Annotated in this window: 13 protein-coding genes; 4 read left to right on the top strand and 9 right to left on the bottom strand. The window is 34.0% G+C overall.

Features of this window, described 5'->3' with window-relative positions; genetic code table 11:
* Nucleotides 1-126 precede the first annotated feature (126 nt).
* A complete protein-coding gene (gene mutY, locus C1H87_RS14420) occupies nt 127-1,167 on the bottom strand; it encodes an A/G-specific adenine glycosylase (RefSeq protein ID WP_102756486.1) in 1,041 nt (346 codons plus the stop codon).
* 143 nt (nt 1,168-1,310) lie between these two features.
* Here mutY and C1H87_RS14415 point away from each other — a divergent pair, with 143 nt between their 5' ends.
* The 3 genes from C1H87_RS14415 (at nt 1,311) to C1H87_RS14405 (ending at nt 6,038) form a co-directional block, all read left to right on the top strand.
* Nucleotides 1,311-1,601 (top strand): HU family DNA-binding protein, encoded by a 291-nt coding sequence (locus tag C1H87_RS14415; protein WP_019386001.1) that lies wholly within the window; start codon nt 1,311-1,313, stop codon nt 1,599-1,601.
* A 456-nt stretch (nt 1,602-2,057) separates the two neighbouring features.
* On the top strand, nt 2,058-3,602 hold the full coding sequence (locus C1H87_RS14410) for an Rne/Rng family ribonuclease (protein ID WP_102756485.1): 1,545 nt from the start codon (nt 2,058-2,060) through the stop codon (nt 3,600-3,602).
* Nucleotides 3,603-3,791: 189 nt separating this feature from the next.
* A complete protein-coding gene (locus C1H87_RS14405; RefSeq protein WP_102756484.1) occupies nt 3,792-6,038 on the top strand; it encodes an ATP-binding protein in 2,247 nt (748 codons plus the stop codon).
* On the opposite strand, the gene C1H87_RS14400 is transcribed toward C1H87_RS14405, so the two are convergent.
* From C1H87_RS14400 to C1H87_RS14390, 3 genes are all read right to left on the bottom strand, one after another.
* On the bottom strand, nt 6,035-7,072 hold the full coding sequence (locus tag C1H87_RS14400) for an NADP(H)-dependent aldo-keto reductase (protein ID WP_102756483.1): 1,038 nt from the start codon (nt 7,070-7,072) through the stop codon (nt 6,035-6,037). The genes C1H87_RS14405 and C1H87_RS14400 overlap by 4 nt on opposite strands.
* Before the next feature lie 215 nt (nt 7,073-7,287).
* Nucleotides 7,288-8,247, bottom strand: a complete 960-nt coding sequence (locus C1H87_RS14395; protein WP_102756482.1) for an OmpA/MotB family protein — start codon at nt 8,245-8,247, stop codon at nt 7,288-7,290.
* 45 nt (nt 8,248-8,292) lie between these two features.
* Nucleotides 8,293-9,054, bottom strand: coding sequence for an exodeoxyribonuclease III (locus tag C1H87_RS14390; RefSeq protein ID WP_102758282.1), 762 nt, complete (start codon nt 9,052-9,054; stop codon nt 8,293-8,295).
* Nucleotides 9,055-9,380: 326 nt separating this feature from the next.
* Between C1H87_RS14390 and C1H87_RS14385 the strand changes: the two genes are divergently transcribed.
* On the top strand, nt 9,381-12,800 hold the full coding sequence (locus C1H87_RS14385; RefSeq protein WP_102756481.1) for a hypothetical protein: 3,420 nt from the start codon (nt 9,381-9,383) through the stop codon (nt 12,798-12,800).
* Between the two features lie 288 nt (nt 12,801-13,088).
* On the opposite strand, the gene C1H87_RS14380 is transcribed toward C1H87_RS14385, so the two are convergent.
* From C1H87_RS14380 to C1H87_RS14360, 5 genes are all read right to left on the bottom strand, one after another.
* The gene (locus C1H87_RS14380; protein WP_102756480.1) at nt 13,089-14,006 is read right to left on the bottom strand and encodes a M28 family peptidase; all 918 of its coding nucleotides are present in this window, start codon (nt 14,004-14,006) and stop codon (nt 13,089-13,091) included.
* A gap of 88 nt (nt 14,007-14,094) precedes the next feature.
* Nucleotides 14,095-14,835: a succinate dehydrogenase/fumarate reductase iron-sulfur subunit gene (locus C1H87_RS14375; protein ID WP_102756479.1), complete on the bottom strand. Its 741-nt coding sequence runs from the start codon at nt 14,833-14,835 to the stop codon at nt 14,095-14,097.
* An 8-nt stretch (nt 14,836-14,843) separates the two neighbouring features.
* Nucleotides 14,844-16,856, bottom strand: a complete 2,013-nt coding sequence (locus C1H87_RS14370; RefSeq protein WP_102756478.1) for a fumarate reductase/succinate dehydrogenase flavoprotein subunit — start codon at nt 16,854-16,856, stop codon at nt 14,844-14,846.
* 15 nt (nt 16,857-16,871) lie between these two features.
* On the bottom strand, nt 16,872-17,543 hold the full coding sequence (locus tag C1H87_RS14365; RefSeq protein ID WP_102756477.1) for a succinate dehydrogenase cytochrome b subunit: 672 nt from the start codon (nt 17,541-17,543) through the stop codon (nt 16,872-16,874).
* Between the two features lie 109 nt (nt 17,544-17,652).
* Nucleotides 17,653-20,493 (bottom strand): WD40/YVTN/BNR-like repeat-containing protein, encoded by a 2,841-nt coding sequence (locus C1H87_RS14360; RefSeq protein WP_102756476.1) that lies wholly within the window; start codon nt 20,491-20,493, stop codon nt 17,653-17,655.
* Nucleotides 20,494-20,534 lie beyond the last annotated feature (41 nt).

Genomic DNA, 20,534 nt, shown 5'->3' with positions numbered 1-20,534 from the left:
TTTAAAGGTGGACTAACCTTAAGGATAAACTCACTATTAATATGACTTATTTCAATAAGTATTTCACAAACACTGAAATTACAATTTCAACAGAATCCCAATCGTAGTCATGTTTGAGAGTCGTTTTTAAAAATTAAAGGTTTCAATAAAATTTCCTATTAAAATTGGTACAGCATAATTATTTATGTCCTGTGTAGAAATCCCTTCGGTTATAAGCCTGTTTACATTTATAATCCAAAACCTAGTATGCAAATGTTGATGAGATAACTTATGTACAACAACGTCTTTATTATATAAGGAGAGTTCAAATGGTATTCCTTTTATTAAATTATGTTCCTTAATAAGGTTCTTAAAAGTTTCTTCATCAACATTAGCATTGGTTTCAATTAAAGGAAATTGATATAGGTTCTGCCAAATACCTTTACCCTCTCTTTTTTCTAAAACAGTCTTTCCGTCGTTAGAAATGAACACCAAAAAGTTAAAATATTTCTTTTTTGCCTTTGCCGATTTAATTTTAACAGGCAATTCGTTTATTTTATTTTTATTGAAGGCCATGCAGCTTTTATTAAAAGGACAAACATTGCAATCTGGGTTTTTAGGTGTACACTGTGTTGCTCCAAATTCCATAATAGCTTGGTTAAACTCCGCCGGATTCTTTTTATCGATCAATTCCTGAGCCAATGTCTTAAACTCTTTTGTTCCTTTTGAAGAATTAATTGGAGTATTAATATCAAAATACCTTGACAACACTCTATATACATTCCCATCTACAACAGCTGCTACCTCATTAAAACAGATAGAAGCTATGGCGCTTGCTGTATAATCACCAACCCCTTTAAGTTTCAACAAGTCTTTATAACTAACAGGAAACACGCCTTTTAGCTCATTTACAACGTGTTTGGCAGTAGTATGTAAATTTCTGGCTCGTGAATAATATCCTAGTCCCTGCCACGATTTAAGTACGTCACTTTCGTCGGCCTTGGCAAGGTCAAAAACTGTCGGAAATTTTTCCGTAAATGACATATAATACGGAAGTCCTTGCTTAACTTGTGTCTGTTGTAAAATAATTTCTGACAACCAAATACGGTAAGGATCGTTTGTTTGCCTCCAAGGAAGCTCCCTCTTATTATTTGAATACCAGTTAATTAAAATTTTTGAAAATCCCATTATCGAATATATGTTACTCGCAAAAATAAACGTTTATAATCTTAAATTTTAATGAATTAGGTTTGAAATATTGAATATTAAATTCCTATATTTGCATCCCTCTAAATTTATATATTATATAACCTAAAAAACAAAATAACAAAATGACGAAGGCTGATTTAGTAGCAAAAATTTCAGAAAAACTAGGAATTGAAAAAGGCGATGTTCAAGCAACTGTAGAAACATTTATGGAAGAAGTAAAAACTTCTCTAGAAAGTGGTGATAATGTTTACTTAAGAGGTTTTGGAAGCTTCATTATTAAAACGAGAGCTGAAAAAACTGGTAGAAACATTTCTAAAAACACAACCATAAAAATACCTGCTCACAATATCCCAGCATTTAAACCTGCAAAAGTTTTTGTTGAAGGCGTTAAAACAAATGTTGACGTTAAGTAAAACAATAAATAAATTATTAATTAAAAAAAGCACTATTTATGCCAAGTGGTAAAAAACGTAAAAGACACAAGGTAGCAACGCATAAGCGTAAAAAACGTAGACGCGCTAACCGTCATAAAAAGAAAAAATAAATCGAAAGAAGTAGTTAGATTTCAACTACTTCTTTTGGTTTTAAAAACAACACGTTCTTTGAAATGAGTTCATTAATTTCAATGAGCTCCACGGATTTAAAAAAATCCTGTGAATACCTTCATTGAAAAATTGATATGCATATCAAAATAACAATCAAGGTGTTACGTTTGATAATAGAGGACAAATCTCTATTACCAAATAAAAAATAATGTATAATCCATCTGTACAATTAAGTTGCTATTGATTGTTTTTGTTGCCGGTATTAAAACTGTAAACTAATAACTGTATACTGCAAACTAAAAAGTATGGATAAAAATTAACTACATGGATAAAGAATTGATTATTCGATCTAGTTCCGACAATGTTGATTTTGCCTTATTAAAAGATGGAAAACTTATTGAATTACAGAAGGACGAAGATAGTAACGACTTTTCAGTTGGTGATGTGTTTATAGCCAAAATAAGAAAATCCGTTCCTGGTCTAAATGCCGCATTTGTTAATGTGGGTTATGAGAAAGATGCATTTTTGCATTATCATGATTTAGGGCCTAAACTACCTTCCCTTTTAAAATTCACTAAACGTGTAAGCACAGGTAAACTAAAAGATTTCTCTTTAAAAGATTTCCCATTTGAAAAGGATATTGAGAAAGATGGCAAAATTGCCGACGTCTTAAAATCCAATCAATCGCTATTGGTACAAATAGTTAAAGAACCTATATCTACAAAAGGCCCTAGAATTAGCTCAGAGCTTTCTATTGCAGGCAGATATATTGTTTTAGTTCCTTTTTCCAGCCGTATTTCTATTTCTCAAAAAATAGAAGACAGAGAAGAAAAAGATCGACTAAAAAGATTGGTAAAGAGTATAACTCCACCAGGTTTTGGCATTATTGTGCGCACAGTAGCACAAGGCAGAAAAGTAGCTGAACTAGATAAAGATTTACAAAATTTGCTTGGTCGTTGGACCGCAATGTGTAAAAAGCTACATAAAGCACATCATCCCAGTAAAGTACTTGGAGAAATGAATAAGGCCTCGTCTATTCTACGAGACATATTTAATGACACCTTTACAAGTATTCATGTTGATGATGAAGAGCTTTGCATTCAAATTAAAGATTATGTGCAAGAAATTGCACCAAAAAAAGAATCAATAGTAAAATTGTATCAGTCTAAAGTTCCGATTTTCGAAAAATTTGGAATCGAAAGACAAATCAAAACCTCATTTGGTAAAACCGTCTCTATGGCTAAAGGTGCCTATTTGGTAATCGAACACACCGAAGCACTTCATGTTATCGACGTAAATAGTGGTAACAGATCTAACAAAGCCAGTAACCAAGAGGACACAGCATTAGAAGTCAATTTAATAGCAGCTACAGAAATGGCCCGCCAATTACGTTTGCGTGATATGGGAGGCATTATCGTTGTAGATTTTATCGACATGACTAATTCTGAAAATAGACAAAAATTATTTAATCATCTTCGCGACGAAATGAAAGATGATAGAGCAAAACACAAAATTTTGCCTCCTAGTAAATTCGGATTGATACAAATAACAAGACAACGTGTTCGCCCAGAAATGAACATAAAAACCCGTGAGGAAAATCCTAACGGTTTAAATGGTTCTGAGATTGAAGCACCCATAGGATTGGTGCAAAAAGTAAAACACGATCTTGATCAATTATTAAAAAAAGACTATAAAAAGGTGACATTAAACACACACCCTTTTATAGCAGCCTTTTTAACAAAAGGTTTTCCATCTATACGTTCAAAATGGTTTTTTGAACACAAAAAATGGGTTAAAATTTTACCAAGAGATGCTTACACATATCTAGAATATCATTTTTTTGACAAAGATGGTAATCAAATTAAATAATTAAAGAAGTCCTTGCTATTCATTTAGTAGGGACTTTTTTATTTGATACACACTTCATTGCTATTCTTCAACATATCACAACAAGTTGATTTTAAATACATTAAAAACAATTTTCATTTAACATTAAGATAACTTTAAATATATGTGCTTTATATATTTTTAGCTAAACCAACTAGTACTAGCCCCTAAATGAAGTTTAGCTTTTATAAATCTTACAGGTTTAAGATTATTGTATCTTTTTTAAGCATTATTTCCGTTACTATATTACTATTTATTGCCTATAGTTACTTCAACAAGAAAACAAAAGATTTACAAAAAGTAATTACAAATATTTACGATTTAGAGTCTAACTTTTCGAATAACGAGAAGAACTTTCAATCGTTTTTACTCTACGGATACAAAACACCTAAATTTTACAAAACAAAGGAAGAAGACAATATCGATACGTTTATCAATAATATTTCTTTACACAAAGAAAGTTTAGATTCTATTTTTAAAGAATTACAGTTAAACAAATTCTCACTACATCCAAAAACAATAAACGATTTAAGACACGAATTCTATCTTCTGGATTCACTCTCAAAAAGAATAAAAATTGAACGTTATAAACTAGGTTATCGCAATTTTGGAAGAATTGGTACTATGCGAAAAGTAGCCCATAGCATAGAAGATTTAAATCTTGTTCCCAAGGAAAAAATTCTTCAACTAAGACGTAATGAAAAAGATTTTTTACTTAGGTCGGATAGTATCTACATAAACAAATTCAATACTTTAATATCTCAGCTCACTGCAAAAAACAACCACATTGAACAAACGAAAAACGCATTAAATAAGTACAAAGTACTATTTAACGATATAGCGCAAATACAGCTTAAAATTGGGAACGACATAAGTATTAACGACTCTGGTTTATATGGACAAATACTTAAAACCAATCAATCCATTCGCGAAAAGATAAATCATATTGAAGCGATTACCCAAAAGGGTATAGAAAACAAAAACTCTAATATTGCATGGTTTGTGAAGGTTTCGTTTACCGGTATTTTAATTTTAATGACTTTGTTGATCTTCTATCTATCACAAATTTTAACTAGCGATTTAAAACGGTTACAAGCATCAATACATAAGTTTATAAAATCCGGATTTAAAGAGTACGACGCCATTAATAGCAACGAAGAATCTAAAATACTAGAAGTTAACTTTTTGTATAAAGCTTACGATATGCTTAAGAAAAACCTATTGGATAATATAGATGGCCTTAAGTTAACTATCGAAGAATTGGAGCGAACTACCGCTTACAAATCCAGCTTTTTGGCAAATATGAGCCATGAAATAAGAACACCTTTAAATGGTATTATAGGGATTCTAAACCTATTAAATCAAACCAAATTAAATGACGAACAAATAAAATTGCTCGAAATTGCAAATTACTCTTCCAGCCATCTTTTAGGGCTCATAAACTTAATACTTGATTACTCCAAGATTTCTGCAGGTAAACTAGAATTGGAACAAACCAAAATAAACCTAAATCAGGACTTAAATCAGCTTATCAATATATTTAAATATCAAGCATCTGAAAAAAATATCGAACTCATTTATAATTTTAAAAAATCACCACAAGCTTCAAGATTTATTATTGGTGATAGCATAAGAATAAATCAAATTATAATCAACTTGTTGAATAACGCCATCAAATTCACGAAAAAAGGCTGGGTAAAACTAGATATAAAACAAGATAAATTAGATGACACCTACGATATTTTCCATTTTTCTGTTGAAGATACTGGCATTGGCATGAATGAAGAAGAATCTAAAAAAATATTTCAGGCGTTCGAACAGGTAGATTTATCAACTACCCGAAAATTTGGAGGGACAGGCTTAGGTTTAGCAATATCTAATGAATTGGCAAATTTAATGGGCAGTGAATTAAAATTCACTACTTCAATAAATAAAGGAAGTCGGTTTTATTTCAGTTTAAAATTAAAAAAAGAGCATAACGACACATCAAAGTTAACCTCTAATTCCTTAATTAATAATTTACCTAAACTGGGGCATACAACTAGAGTTTTGGTAGTAGACGATAATGCCATGAACCAAAAAGTGCTGGGTTTAATGTTGAACAAATTCAATTTAACCATAGACTATGCCAACAACGGTATTGAAGCCGTGGAGCAGTTTAGCCAAAAACACTACGACATGGTATTTATGGACATACAAATGCCTATAATGGACGGTTTAGAAGCTACTAAGAGTATTAAAGCTACCGAGAAATTTAAATCTAACCCCGTACCAATCGTTGCCGTTTCTGCCAGTGCCTATACAGACGACAGAAAACAGGCTAACATAGCTGGTATTGACGATTTTATTTCTAAACCAATAGAAATAAAAAACCTACATAACCTACTTATTAAATACTCTTTGCAATTACAAAATTAAGGCGCTGGATTTGGGATGTCTGCATGTACTGCGTTAATCTCATCCAAAACAGCATCACTAAGCGTAATATCAGCACTATCAATATTTTCTTTAAGCTGTTCTAAATTAGTAGCTCCAATAATATTACTCGTTACAAAAGGCTGTTGATTTACAAAAGCTAATGACATTTGGGCTAAAGTCATATTATGATTTTCGGCTATTTGTAAATAACGTTTGGTAGCCTCTGTAGCATTCTCGCCGCTATATCTGTCAAACCTAGGAAATAATTTAAGTCTCGCATTATCTGCGGCAGTTCCTTTAATATATTTACCTGAAAGCACTCCAAATGCCATTGGAGAGTACACCAACAAGCCTAAACCTTCTCGTATGGAAACCTCTGCCAAGTCACCTTCGAAAGTTCTGTTAAGCAATGAATATGAATTTTGAATGGTGATCATTCTAGGTAAATTATGCGTTTTCGATTCTTCCAAATAGCGCATAGCTCCCCAAGCTTTTTCGTTAGACACCCCTACATGACGAATTTTACCTGCTTTTATTTGCTCATCAAGCGCATTAAGAATTTCATTAAAATTATCATTCCATGCATCTTTTGGGTTGTGCTTATAATCACGTTGTCCGAAAAAGTTGGTTTGTCGCTCCGGCCAATGTAATTGGTATAAATCTATATAATCGGTTTGCAATCTTTTTAATTCCAAATCTATAGCCTCACGAATAGCATCTGGGCTAAATCCTGTTTTACGAATATGAGCTGTATAATCTCCAGGACCTGCAATTTTAGATGCCAAAATCACTTTACTTCTATTACCTGTTTTTTGTAACCAATTACCAATAATTTCGCTAGTACGTCCACTTGTTTCCGCTGTAGCCGGTACAGGGTACAACTCTGCAGTATCTATAAAATTCACTCCTCGATCTAAAGCATAATCTAGCTGCTCATGGCCTTCGGCTTCTGTATTCTGATTTCCCCAGGTCATAGAGCCCAGGCATATTTTACTAACTTTTATATCTGTTTTTGGTAGTGTAGTGTATTTCATCTTTATGTTTTTGGTTTTCCCATAAAGGAGGGAATCTTTTTAATTGAAGCTTCCATTTTTAATCGGTTTGGTCAAAAATCTTAGCAGTAAAAAGCTTCTTAAGTTTCAGTCATTTAATTTCGTAAAGATAAAAACCTTTCAAGTTCTTTAAAAACTTGAAAGGTTTAAAATATATTAAGATTTATAAATCAAATGTCAATGACATTTGTTGATATCTAGTTTTCGTTTAACAGTTTAGATAACTCATCTAATTTTGGCGTTAAAATAACCTCAATACGTCTATTTTTTGCTTTCCCTTCTGGTGTTGCATTAGAAGCAATAGGCGCAAATTCTCCACGACCTGCTGCGATTAAATTCTCTGGGTTTATAGCGGTATTTTCTTTTAAAATCTTTACAATAGCTGTGGCACGTTTTGTAGATAAGTCCCAGTTACCACTTATATGTGTATTTCCTTTATAAGGCACATTATCTGTATGACCTTCTATTAATACAGCTATATCCGGATTATCACCAAGCACACTTCCTAATTGCTGTACTGCTCTACGTCCTTCTGTACCTACTGCCCAACTACCAGAACCAAATAATAGTTTATTCTCCATAGACACGTATACTTTCCCATCACGCTGTTCTATTGTTAAACCTTTACCTTCAAAATCTGTTAAAGCTCTAGAAATGGCATCTTTTAACTGTGTTAACGCAGCATCTTTTGAAGCTATCACTTTTTCTAATTCTGCTACGCGGTGCGACCGTTCTTCCAATTCTTTCTTAAGTTTTTCTAAACGTGCATTTTCGGTAGCCAATGCTTGTTCTTTCGCTTCTAATTGCGCTAACAATTCTCTATTCTTTTTAGAGTTTCTTGCTATAGCTCTAGAACTGTTTTTCTCTAGTGCATCATACGAATTCTTTAAGTTATCGTAATTAGATTTTACCGCATTGTACTCTGCCTGTAATTTGTCTCGTTGCTGAATCGCTTCATCATAGGCTTTATTAACTTGCTTCAATTCATTCTCTGCGGCATTTTTTGCACTCAAAAGGGCATCGTTCTCATCAGAAAGCTTTCTATTTTCCTCCTTTAAAACTCCGTACTTCTCTTCTAGTTCCTTGTATATTTTTGGTGATACACAAGACACTAAAAAAGTTAAGAGTAACACTGCTAATAAGGTTTTTTTAATCATTTTTTAGGATTCTATTTATTATTAGTTATATACTATATCTATCTTTTAATTGTCTATTTCCACTAAAATCGGACAGTGATCACTATGTACTGCCTCGGATAGTATAACGGCTCTTTTTATCTTTTCTTGCAACGGTTCTGCTACCATGGCATAATCTAATCGCCAACCTTTATTATTGGCACGAGCATTAGCACGGTAACTCCACCAACTGTATTGTTGTGTTTCTGTATTTAAATACCTAAACGAATCTATAAATCCACTATCAATAAAGTTTCCAATCCACTCGCGCTCTACGGGTAAAAACCCTGAGACACCTTTCATTTTAGGGTTATGGATATCTATCTCTTCATGGCAAATGTTATAGTCGCCACAAATAACCAGATTAGGCACATCTTTTTTAAGATTGTTTATATAATCCTGAAACATATCCATATATTCCAACTTATGGTTTAAACGTGCGTCGTTTGTTCCAGAAGGTAAATACAAGCTCATTACAGATACATCATTAAAATCGGCTCGCAAATTTCTACCTTCAAAGTCCATTGACTCAATACCCGTGCCATACTCTATATGATTTGGTTCTATTTTGCTTAAAATTGCAACACCACTATATCCTTTTTTTTGGGCGCTAAACCAATAATTATATTTATAGCCAGCCTCTACAAAAACATCAATATCCAACTGCTCTTTTTGTGCTTTTATTTCTTGTAGACAAATCACATCTGGGTTTGCGCTTTTTAACCAATCTATAAAACCTTTATTTATTGCAGCTCGAATACCGTTTACGTTATATGATATAATTTTCATTGTATATACGTTGTTTTTTTTATTGTTGGACTTGCCTGCTGTAAACAGATACAATTTGTGTAGTAAAAAACATTAAAATCCTTAATGATGTTTATTACATCTAGCTAAAATAAATAATACGCTACTTTTACACCATCAAAATAAATTAATTTTTTTGATTTGCTACTTTACCGAACCAGGTACAAGCATGCTCAATGTATACTTATAATGGCTAACTTGTTGAGCCTCCTATAAGTTTACCTTAAAAGAAGTATATTCGTTATTAGAGCCAGTCTAACGAATTCTAATAACAAAATATTTTAAGCTATTTGTAGTTTAAGTATCAAATGAAGTGTATTGCATCAATTTTTATATTCTTAGTTGGTTTTTGTGGATTTTCTCAAGAACCGTCTTCAAACTATAAAACAATAAAAGTTGCTGTAAAAAATATTATTCGTATAGATAGCGTAAGTATAAACCCCAACTCATTTTTAATTAAAAGAAATGATAATACAGTTATCGATTCCAGCTTTTACTCTGTTGATTATTCAAAAGCCATACTTACTCTAAAAAAGCCTGTTGAAACCGATTCCGTCATTATCAACTATTTAAGGTTTCCCGATTTTTTAACCAGAACCTACCAACAGTTAGATGAATCTGTAATTGTTGAAACCAACGATAATCTCGAAAAACTATACAAACTATCGCAACCAAGCGATTCTAAAAACTTTACTCCTTTTGATGGCTTAACAACTTCTGGAAGTATTTCAAGAGGAGTTACCATAGGAAACAACCAGAATTCGGTTCTAAATAGCGAACTAGATCTTCAAATAACCGGAAAGCTTAGCGACAAAGTATCGCTTAGAGCATCTATACAAGATGCTAATATACCATTACAAGAAAGTGGTTATTCGCAACGTTTGGATGAATTCGATCAGGTTTTTATTGAATTGTTTAGCGATCGTTGGAATATTAGAGCTGGCGATATCGATTTGCAAAACACCAGTTCTTATTTTGCAAGTTTTTCCAAGCGTGTTCAAGGCTTATCCATTAATGCCAAACTAGGTAAAAACGATCGAACTAATGTTTTTGCTTCTGGAGCTATTGTACGTGGTCAGTTTACGAGAAGCCAATTTACTGCACAGGAAGGAAACCAAGGTCCTTATAAATTGCAAGGACAAAATGGTGAATTATTTGTGCTTATTGTATCTGGCAGTGAAACGGTTTACGTAAACGGCATTGCGGTAAAGCGTGGTGAAGATCAGGATTATATTATAGATTATAATGCAGGAGAGATTATATTTAATTCTACTTACCCGATAACTTCGGAAATGCGGATTACTGTCGATTATCAATTTAGCGAACGCAATTATTCGCGTTTTGTGGCTTATGGCGGCGGACAAGTTAAAGGTGACAAGTTAAACATTGGCGTTTCTGTGTATTCTGAAAATGATTCTAAAAACCAACCGCTTCAGCAAAATTTATCCCAAGAACAAATACAAATATTATCCAATGCCGGAGACGATAGGAGCCTAATGGTAGCACCATCTGAAATTCAGGAAAGCTTAAATGAAAATAGGATCTTATATAAAAAAGAACTCATAGGTGGAGTTGAAGCTTTTGTGTTTTCTAATAATCCAGACGATGAGCTTTACCGGGTTACCTTTACGCGGGTTGGAGCTAACCAAGGCGATTACATTTTGGGTAATACAACTGCTATTAATAATATTTATGAGTTTGCTGGTGTTGGACTGGGAGATTATGCTCCTATAGTTCAATTGGTGTCTCCTACCAAACTTCAAATTGCTGTGATAAATGGAATTTATAAACCTTCTGAAAAAACCAATATCGTTTTTGAAGCTTCTGGCAGTAAAAATGATTTAAACCTCTTCTCTAATTTAGATGATAATGATAATGATGGCTTTGCCGGAAAACTGAATATTGAGCAAAAGCTCATTAAAAATGATAGCCTTTGGAATTTAAGTGCCTTTGCCAATACCGATTATATTCAAGAACATTATAAAACCATTGAACGTTTATATAATGCAGAGTTTAATCGCGACTGGAATCTGGATTTACCCACGGGAAATCAAACCACAAACAGTTTAGGTGATCAAATCTTGTTACATTCTGGCTTTCGGCTTTTTCACCATAAAAAGGGCATTATAAACTACCAATTTGAACATTTAGGCTATTCGGAAAGTTTTAATGGTAACCGGCATGTTGCCAATATAAATTTACTTTTAAATAGGTTTAACATCGTATCGCATTCCAGTTTTCTAAATGCAGAATCCAACACGAACGCCTCAACATTTTTAAGGTCTTATAATCGTATTACCTACGGTATGCAAAAAGGTTGGCTAGGCACTAAATTGGCTATTGAAGATAATGAACAAAAAGATGTCTTAACCGAAACATTAACACCTTTAAGTCAAAAGTTTAAATCTTATGAATTCTTTATCGGAGTTGGTGATAGCACTAAAGTTTTTGCTGAAATTGGTTATAAAAACCGTGTAAATGACAGTATAAGAAACAACCAATTGCAAAAAGTGAACACCTCTAATACTTTTTATTTGGATTCTCGACTGGTAAAAAACAAAAACACCAATTTGTCTTTATACGCTAATTACAGAACTTTAAAAAGTGAAGATAGCAACATTGAAGACGAACGTTCTATAAACTCCAGATTACAGTTTAATCAGAAGCTTTTTAAGCAAATTATACAATGGAATACCATTTTTGAAACCAACTCGGGGACATTACCCCAACAGGATTTCACCTATGTGGAGGTTGAACCCGGCCAAGGAACTTTTACATGGATTGATTATAATGAAAATGGCATACAGGAACTTGAAGAGTTCGAAGTTGCTCAATTTCAAGATCAAGGAAAATACATAAGAGTACTTTTACCTAATCGAGTTTTTATAAAAACGCACCAAAACAGACTGAGCCAGACGCTAACAATTAATCCAGCGCAATGGTATGTGAGCAAGAAAAAATCGAAAAAATTCTGGTCTCACTTTTATAATCAAACCAGTTATTTAATTGATAGAAAGATAAAACGAGAAGGCAATAATTTCAACCTTAATCCCTTTAAAAATAATGAAGCAGATCAATTAGGCTTACAATTGAATTTTAGGAATGTTTTGTTTTTCAACAGGGGCAAGCAACGCTATACCACTTCTTACACATATCTCGATAACACGACCCGAAACATACTATCGACTGGGTTTGTTGAAAATAGTTTAAAAAGTCATCAGCTTAATTTCAATCATAAAATTACCGGAAATTGGCTGGTTAATATGATTTCTGCTTTAGATAAAAACGAAAGCTTAAGCGAAAATTTTGCGAGTAAAAATTACAACTTCGAGGAAACGCGTTTTAACCCAAAAATATCTTATTTATTTAATGATAATTCCAGTTTCGATGTGTTTTATCAGTATGCCAATAAAGAGAACACTATAGGTAGCTTAGAATCGTTGAAACAACAAAAATATGGAGCTTCTTTTACTTTAGCTAATAGTCAAAAAAACGCTATAAATGGTGAGTTTAATTATTTCTCGAATATTTTTAATGGCAATCCTAACACTCCTGTTGCCTATCAAATGCTAGAGGGTTTGCAACCTGGAAAAAACTATACGTGGACCTTATTAGCCCAAAAAAAGTTAACTGCCTTTCTCGATCTTAATTTAAGTTATTTTGGAAGAAAAACCGAGTCCAGTAGAACCATACATACTGGCTCTATTCAGTTGAAGGCTTACTTTTAGTTATTTACTTTAAGAAGACACTAATTACACGAATTTACACTAATCTGTTGCCTTATTATTACTTTGTAATATTTCTCATAACATGAGAGATCTCTAAAGGTTGAGATTCTTCAGTCGTTCCTCCCTGCCCACCGGCATGCACGGCTTCTGAATGACACTACTTTTCTTTTAAATATTGCAACTATTTAATTTACAAACAATTACATCGAACCCACATTAATTAGTGAAAATTCGTGTAATTCGTGTCCATGTTCATTAGGCAAGTCAATAATTTGTGTGAACACGTTTTTAGAACTTTAAATTATCTATTTTTTCAAAAACAGAAATAATAACATTCACGGCTTCTACATAAAACTTCGGGTGAATGTTTTCAAAATCATCTGTAGGTTCATGATAGTCTTCATGATTTTCTACACCAAAGTATAAAAACGGAATTCCTTTTTTATAAAAATGTACATGATCTGATGCATAGGTCCAATTTTCTAAATCATCACACCCATCATGCCCTGCAATTAGTTTTATTTTTTTAGAGTAATTAAAATGTTTAATCACATTTTTTAGTTTTTTGTAATGTTCTACCCCCACCACATACAATTCATTTTTATCACTCCTACTAATCATGTCCATGTTGATATTCATCTTTATATTTTCTAACGGAACGATTGAGTTTCTTACAAAATACTTAGATCCTTGAAGTCCTAATTCTTCAGCATCAAATGCTGCTAAAATAACAGAGTAATTTGGTGGATTCTTTTTTAAATACTCCCCAAAACTAAATAACGCACTTACCCCAGAAGCATTATCGTCGGCACCATTATACACCTCTCCATTTTTAATACCTTCATGATCGTAATGCGCGCTTATAACAATATATTTACGAGGATTCTTAGTCCCTTTTATAATCCCTAAAACATTTGTTGCTCTATACTCTTTTCCTCTTTTTTTAAACAAAAAACGCTGTTCATAGTTTTTCTCTAACGGTAGAACATTTAACGAATGGAACTGATTAATGATATACTTCTTTGTTTTTACTGCGCCCTTTGTTCCTGTTCTTCTGCCCTCAAAAGCATCAGAAGACAAGGATCTTATATGTCTTAACACAGCCTGTTCGCAAAACAAACTATTTGCTTTCTGGCATACTTGTGAACAAATTTTTCCGTAGGAAAGGAAATATAAAAAAAACAGAACGGCGTACTTTATTTTCATCTATTAGATTTATTTTCTTAAATCTAAACAAAAAAACCCAAGCGTCTGCTTGGGTTTTTAAATTTTCTAATGAATTGCTAAAATATTACTAAATATTCGCTTTCATTAATTCTCTATTCATACGAGCAATATTATCTAAAGAAATTCCTTTAGGACATTCTACTTCACAAGCTCCTGTATTTGTACAGTTACCAAAGCCTTCTAAATCCATTTGAGCAACCATGTTTTTAACACGGTCTGCTGCTTCCACTTGCCCTTGAGGTAATAATGCATACTGAGATACTTTAGCTCCAACAAATAACATCGCAGATGAGTTTTTACAAGTCGCTACACAAGCGCCACAACCAATACAGGTAGCAGCATCCATAGCTTCGTCGGCAGCATGTTTAGAAATTGGAATTGCGTTGGCATCCTGAGTATTCCCAGATGTATTTACAGAAATATAACCTCCGGCTTGTTGAATACGCTCAAAAGCCATTCTATCTACTATTAAATCCTTAATTACAGGAAATGCAGCTGCTCTAAATGGCTCAATAGTAATAGTATCTCCATCTTTAAACATACGCATATGCAATTGACAAGTTGTTATACCTCTATCTGGTCCATGAGCTTCTCCATTAATATACATCGAACACATCCCACAAATACCTTCACGACAATCATGATCGAATGCTACTGGCTCTTCTCCAGTATTAACTAATTGTTCGTTCAAAACATCCATCATTTCTAAAAAAGACATATGTTCTGATATATCAGTAACTTTATAATCCACCATTTGACCCTTTGCATTTGAGTCTTTTTGTCTCCAAATTTTAAGTGTTAAATCCATTTTCTTTTTTATTTGTATGAACGTTGTTTTAGTTCGATATCTTTAAACTCTAATTCTTCTTTATGCAAAACAGCATCGGCTGGTTCTCCTTTATACTCCCAAGCAGAAACAAAGGCAAAATCTTTATCATTACGTTTTGCTTCTCCTTTTTGTTCACCATCTAATTCAACAGATTCTTCTCTAAAGTGACCACCACAGGATTCTTCTCTTACAAGAGCATCTTTAGCAAATAACTCTCCTAACTCTAAAAAGTCTGCCACACGACCTGCTTTTTCAAGTTCTGTATTCATTTCGTTTGCAGAACCAGGTACTTTTACTTCTTTCCAGAACTCTTCACGAATAGCTTTAATTTCCACCATAGCTTCTTTTAAACCTTTTTCGTTTCTTGCCATACCTACTTTATCCCACATTACTTTTCCAAGCTTCTTATGGAAGTAGTCTACAGATTTTGTTCCTTTATTATTTACAAAGAAATCAATACGGTCTTTTACTTCTTTCTCAACTTCGTCAAACTCCTTAGTATCTGTTGGTATTTTTCCTGTTCTAATATCGTCGGATAAATAATCGCCAATCGTATAAGGCAGTACAAAATAACCATCGGCTAGTCCTTGCATTAAGGCAGAAGCTCCAAGTCTGTTTGCTCCATGGTCGGAGAAGTTTGCTTCACCAATACAATATAACCCAGGAACGGTTGTCATTAAGTTATAATCAACCCAAACACCACCCATTGTATAGTGTGTTGCAGGGTATATCATCATTGGTGTTTCGTATGGATTTTCATCAACGATCTTCTCATACATCTGAAATAGGTTTCCGTATTTAGCCTCAACTATAGCTTTACCTAATTCATAAACTTTTTCGTTAGAAGGATTGGAAATATTTTGAATTTTAGCCTGCTCTCTACCATAACGATCAATGGCAGATGCAAAATCTAAATATACGGCTTCTCCAGTTGCATTTACACCATAACCCGCATCGCAACGTTCTTTAGCTGCACGGGATGCTACATCACGAGGTACTAAATTACCAAACGCAGGATAACGACGTTCCAAGTAATAATCTCTTTCTTCTTCAGATAGATCGGTTGGCTTTTTACGACCTTCGCGGATGGCCAATACATCATCCATATTTTTAGGAACCCAAATACGTCCGTCGTTACGTAAAGACTCAGACATCAACGTTAGTTTAGACTGGTAATCTCCGGAACGCGGAATACATGTTGGGTGAATTTGTGTATAACAAGGATTAGCAAAATATGCTCCTTTTTTATGAATTTTCCAGGCAGCCGTTGCATTACTTCCCATAGCATTCGTTGATAAGAAATATACATTTCCGTACCCTCCAGTTGCTATAACTACGGCGTGTGCAGAATGTCTTTCTATCTCACCCGTAATCAAATCACGAGCAATAATACCTCTTGCTTTTCCGTCAACCTTTACAACATCTAACATTTCATGGCGGTTAAACATCTCTATTTTACCACGAGCAATTTGTCTGTTCATTGCAGAATAGGCTCCTAACAATAATTGTTGCCCTGTTTGTCCTTTTGCATAAAACGTTCTGGATACTAATACACCACCAAACGAACGGTTATCTAATAACCCACCATAATCTCGAGCAAAAGGAACACCTTGAGCCACACATTGGTCAATAATATTTGCAGATACCTCAGCCAAACGATATACGTTTGCCTCACGAGAACGGTAATCGCCTCCCTTTACAGTATCGTAAAATAATCTGTATGTTGAATCCCCATCACCTTGATAGTTCTTTGCAGCGTTAATTCCTCCTTGCGCAGCAATAGAGTGTGCACGACGTGGAGAATCTTGGTAAGCAAATGCTTTTACATTGTATCCTAACTCTGCTAAAGTAGCAGCAGCAGAACCGCCTGCTAAACCTGTACCGACTACTATAATATCGATATTACGTTTGTTTGCAGGGTTTACTAAATCGATATGATTTTTATAATTTGTCCATTTATCTTTAATTGGACCTTCTGGTACTTTTGAATCTAAAGCCATATTAACTATTTAAGATTAATGGTTTAAGTGATGATAAAGTGCAATTATTATAAATCCTAATGGAATTACAATTGAATATACCTTTCCAAATGTTTGTAATGCTTTTTTACGTCCAGCTGTTACTCCTACAGATTGGAATGCCGAAGTAAACCCATGTAGCAAGTGTAACGCTAAAAGTATAAATGCAACAACATAAGCACCAACTCTGGCTGGATTTAAAAACTTGTGTTGTAACTCATGGAAATATCTAAAACTGCCATCATGCATTCCAGACATATCTCCCTGAATATATTTTGTGTTTATTTCTGGAAACCAGAAATCAATAAAATGAAGTACAATAAAGGCTAATATTACAAGCCCACTATAAATCATGTTTCTACTCATCCAAGTAGAATTTGCAGCACCATTATTTTTAGCGTATGCAACGCCTTTCGCTTTTTTGTTCTTAAGTTCTAATACAAATCCCATTACAAAATGAAACACTACACCAAATATTAAAACCGGCTGTAAGGCAAATTGAATTAAAGGGTTCACCCCCATAAAATGAGACAGCTCGTTAAAAACATCTTCACTAAACAAAGATGTAATATTTACCGCTAAATGTATTATTAAGAAAAACATGAGGAAGAAAGCCGAAAGTGCCATAGCTATCTTTCTTCCTATCGAAGATTTAAAAAATCCACTCATTACGTTTGAAGTTATTTATGTTTACGCAAAGGTAAGTTAGGGCGAAGTTTTAGACAACTAACAAATGTCATGTTTTTACTATTTAGAATGATTTTAAGTTAAAAAATCCTTAATTAACTGTTAAATCTTGTTTTTCCGAATCTATTTGAATATAATACGCCCCTTTGGGCATATAGTATTTATCGTTTTTAGCTTTTTTAATTTCCAGATCCGAATCTTCCTTAAGTAGTGTTTTTCTACCTTCCTCGGTTAAGGTTAAGTCGTAATTGGTATAATTAAATCCTTCATCTGCTTTTACTTTAATTTGATTAAGCAAAGTGCCTTTTTCTGAAAATATTTCAATGGTTTTTTCTTCGGAAGTATTCGAATAAAATGCTATATCTAATTTAGGTACAGAAGCTTCAAACCACTTACTCCACGTATTGCCCCAATTGCTAGAATATCTTATGTTTTTTAATTTAAAAAGTGTTACTGCTTTCGATTGTATACTATCACTCATTAGCTGAAGCGGTGCAATATCAGTTTTATAAATACTTCTTCCATGGGTTCCCAGTATTAAGTCTTTGGCTTCTGGCTGAACAACCATATCGTGAACGGCAACATTTGGAAGCCCCTTACCGAATGCCTCCCAACCTTGCCCTTGATTAAACGACACATATGCTCCGTTGTCTGTTCCCAAGTATAAAACATTCTCGTTTGCAGGATCTTCTCTAATTACGTTTACAGGAGATGCCGGAATATTCGAACTAATGTCTTTCCATGTTTTGCCATAGTCATCACTTACGTAAGCATACACTTTAAAATGGTCCCAACGGTATCCATTTAAGGTTACATATACACGCTCTTTTTTATGTTGCGATGCAATAACTCGGCTAACCCAAAGGTCTTTTGGGAATGTATTGGAAATAACCTCCCAGCTTCCACCGGCATTATTAGTAACTTGTACTAAGCCATCGTCGCTACCCGTATAAATTAATCCGAATTGAAAAGGGGATTCGCTAATAGTTGTTATTGTTCCATAAGCCACATTTCCTTTTTCCCCACCATTGGTAAGGTCACTACTTATGGCGTCCCAATCGATTCCTTGATTCATGGAGCGCATTAATTTATTGCCTCCTAAATACAGGATATCCTGATTGTGGGGCGACAATAAAATAGGGGTTTGCCAATTAAAGCGGTATGGGTTTTCACCTAATTCATGTTTTGGTTGTATATAAGTCTGTTCTTTGGTTTTTAAGTTGAGCCTGTAGTAGTTTCCAAATTGATAGCCTGTGTATACAATATTATTATCTCTACTATCAATTTGAATTTGCATACCATCACCCCCCATAATACTTCTCCATGGGTAATGCCCGCTTTGGTGCCAACTCTTATCGTCTTTGGCATTATTAGCCCCAAACCAAACACCGTTGTCTTGTAAACCTCCATAAATGTTATATGGTTTGGCATTGTCTACATTTATGGCATAGAACTGACCAACGGCATTAACATTGAGCTTTTCCCATGTTTCTCCATCGTCGTAACTCATGTTTAATCCACCGTCGTTACCATCTATTAAATGACCTGACCTTTTTGGATTTACCCATAATGCTTGATGATCTGGATGAACATTTTCCCTGCTTATGGAGGAAAAAGTTTGTCCGCCGTCTTTAGATTTTAAAATAGGAACTCCTAAAATATAAATGCCTTTTTCATCCTGAGGATCTACTCTTATTTCTCCAAAGTAATATCCATAACTATAGTATAAATCATCAATATAATCGCTATGTGTTTTTTTCCATGTTACACCACCATCTTCACTTTTGTAAACTTCGGCTCCTATTACTGGCGTATCGAACAACATGGAATTGGCATCCTCTAGATATTTTGCAAGATCAACTGGCTTTACATTGCCACTTCTTACCATTTGTTTTACGTTTTCTGCCCTGTATTTTTCCTGAAATCCATTTGTTTTTAAAAATCCGTTAAGCTTTTTGTCTTCGAGTTTTAAAAAGTCTTCAACCGACATGGTCTTAAAATCCTCTTTAGTTAAGCCCTGCTCTTCTTCATCCTTGGCTTCGGGAGCTCTTCTAAATTGACTATCGTGTAAAGCATAAATAATATTTTCGTTAAAAACGGCTAGTCCAATTCTACCAACACCTTTCCCAGTTGGGAATCCGCTTTTCTTAGTTGACACTTTAGTCCATGTGTTTCCAGCATCAGTACTTTTGTAAATGGCAGAGTTTTTTCCGCTACCATCAAAATTCCATGCTTTACGATCTTTTGTCCAAGATGAAGCAAACATGACATTAAAATTATCCGGATCGCATTGCACATCAATTATACCGCTCATATTATTTACAAACAATGTTTGTTTCCAGGTCTTACCGCCATCTTTTGTTCTGTAGATGCCGCGCTCTTTACTAGGAGAATATAAGTGCCCTGTAACTCCTACGACAACTTCATCTGGATTATTTGGATTGACTAAAATTCTGCCTATGTGGTGTGAATCTTTAAGTCCCATGTTATGCCAGGTCTTACCGTGATCTGTAGATTTTAAAATTCCAATACCAGCATAATTGGATCGCGATGAATTATTCTCTCCAGTGCCTACCCAAATGGTCTTACTTTTCCAATCGACAGCTATGTCACCCACGTTTTGAGTATTGGAGGTGTCCAATATCGGGCTAAATGTTGCTCCGTTATTGTTAGTATACCAAACACCGCCGGACGCATATCCTACATAAAATTCTATTGGATTGTCTGGATTAACAGCTAAATCTGCAACACGACCACTCATAACTGACGGTCCAACATTTTTAAAAGCAACATTTTTTACCAATGATGTTTTTGTTAGTTGCTCTTTTTGGATTAGTGCTTCTTCAATTATTTTTGACGATGTGGCATCCTGCTGTGCAAATATTTGAAAAAAAGAAATGGCTAAAAGGAAGTGAAGTGCTTTATATTTCATGGTTGATTAACTTTAATTTTTCAAATTAATTAAAATCAACC

The organism is Flavivirga eckloniae (genome assembly GCF_002886045.1).
Lineage (GTDB): Bacteria > Bacteroidota > Bacteroidia > Flavobacteriales > Flavobacteriaceae > Flavivirga > Flavivirga eckloniae.
This window is presented reverse-complemented; position numbering and strand designations above follow the sequence as displayed.